Raw genomic sequence first — 1616 nt, forward strand, 5'->3', positions numbered from 1 at the left:
GGCCGCGGCGATCAGCTCAATCCGGCGCTCGCACGGGGTCGCTTCGACTGGATCCTGGTGCCCAGCGAGCAGGGCCTCTCGACGCCCGTGGTCTACGAACGTCTCGACCTGCTGCGCGAGGAGGAGGGCGCCCTCGCCGATGACCCGTCGTTGTCGCTAGACGTGCCGATCCCGGTGCTGCAGGCTCTCCGGTCGGGCGACCCGGTTCAGCTCGCCGAGACGCTGTTCAACGACCTGCAGGCCGCGGCCCTCTACGAACGGCCCGACCTCGCCGAGACGATCCGGCAGGGCGTCGCCGCCGGAGCGCTCCAGGGCATCGTGTCGGGATCAGGACCCACGGTCGCGCTGCTCTGCCCCGACCCCGAGACGGCACAGGACGTGCAGTCCTCCCTGCGGGAGACCGGCCTCGATCCGCTCCACGTGCACGGTCCGGTGCCCGGCGCGCGCATCATCGGCTGAGCGGACGCCGTTTCGGCGGGATGCGGCCTCACCCCGCGTTGAGCAGGGCGCTCACACGGTAGGGGATCACCTCGCGGAGGAAGAGACTCGTCGAGGTGCGGAGGATGCCGGGGCATAGGCGCACGACTTCTGCCACGCGGTAGAGGTCGTCCGGGTCCTTGGCGACGACCCGCAGCAGCAGGTCGGTGTCGCCGGCGGGAGCGAAGCACTCCAGCACCTCGGGCACGCGGCTGAGGGCATCGATGGCGGCGGTGATCTGATGCTGATCCAACTCGACCAGGATCGACGCCGCGACGCCGCGACCCAGGGCCTGAGGGAGGATGCGTGAGCTGTGCGCGCGCAGGTATCCGCCCGATTCGAGGCGGTCGAGACGGGCATGCACCGTGCCGCGGGCGAGACCCAGATCCTGGGCGATCAGGGCGACCGGCCGCCGCGGGTCCGTGTCGAGCACCGTGAGGATCCTCCGGTCGGTCTCGTCGAGGTTGGCCATTTCGATCACTGTCGCCTTCGTCATCGGGTCATGATTGATCGAATCGATCAACCAGAATCCACTCTATGGTCTTCGTGATCGTCGTGTGTTGGAATCAGTGTCAGAAACGCAGGATGTCGGCCACGAGCGGACATCGAGCACACTCGACGCGGAGGCCACGAGCCCGCAGTCGCCGAGTGCAGGCGAGGAGAACGGATCCTGGAACACCATCTGGAGGGGGCGGCGACGGCGGAAGCTGCGCACGTCCACGCCGTCGAGCGTGATTGCACCCTCGCTGATCGGTGCGAGCCCGATCGCGGCGCGGGCCAGCGTCGACTTGCCCGAACCCGACTCGCCCACGAGCCCCACCACGGATCCGGAGGGGACGACGAGGGAGACGTCGTCGACGGCGGTGAGACCTACCCGATGCGTGCCGTAGCGTACGCTGACCCGATCGAAACGCAGCTCGCTCATCGCAGGACCGTCTCTTCCTCTTCCGCCGCCGTGGCGATCGCCACCGGTACCGCTGTCTCACCGCTGACCGGATGCCAGCAGGCGACAAGGTTGGCCATGAAGGCGAACACCACCCAGAACAGCACGGCGCCCAGCGTCGGTCCGAACACCGTGGCCGCCCCGCCCAGAAGGAGGATGGTCCACAGGAAGAACGTCAGCGACGTCGAGTAGCTGC

Annotated in this window: 2 protein-coding genes and 2 pseudogenes; 1 reads left to right on the plus strand and 3 read right to left on the minus strand. The window is 68.4% G+C overall.

Annotation, left to right across the window (positions count from 1 at the left end):
• Positions 1–459: pseudogene (locus KZA10_RS14520) on the plus strand (4-(cytidine 5'-diphospho)-2-C-methyl-D-erythritol kinase); the annotation flags it as partial.
• Positions 460–487: 28 nt separating this feature from the next.
• Here KZA10_RS14520 and KZA10_RS14525 read toward each other — a convergent pair.
• From KZA10_RS14525 to KZA10_RS18265, 3 genes and pseudogenes are all read right to left on the minus strand, one after another.
• Positions 488–949: an Lrp/AsnC family transcriptional regulator gene (locus KZA10_RS14525; RefSeq protein WP_055866768.1), complete on the minus strand. Its 462-nt coding sequence runs from the start codon at positions 947–949 to the stop codon at positions 488–490.
• 63 nt (positions 950–1012) lie between these two features.
• The gene (locus KZA10_RS14530; RefSeq protein WP_218683240.1) at positions 1013–1402 is read right to left on the minus strand and encodes an ATP-binding cassette domain-containing protein; all 390 of its coding nucleotides are present in this window, start codon (positions 1400–1402) and stop codon (positions 1013–1015) included.
• Positions 1399–1616 (minus strand): annotated as a pseudogene (locus KZA10_RS18265) (hypothetical protein); the annotation flags it as partial. The gene KZA10_RS14530 and the pseudogene KZA10_RS18265, both read right to left, overlap by 4 nt.

It is taken from the genome of Microbacterium sp. BF1, from assembly GCF_019279095.1.
Classification (GTDB): Bacteria; Actinomycetota; Actinomycetes; order Actinomycetales; family Microbacteriaceae; genus Microbacterium; species Microbacterium maritypicum.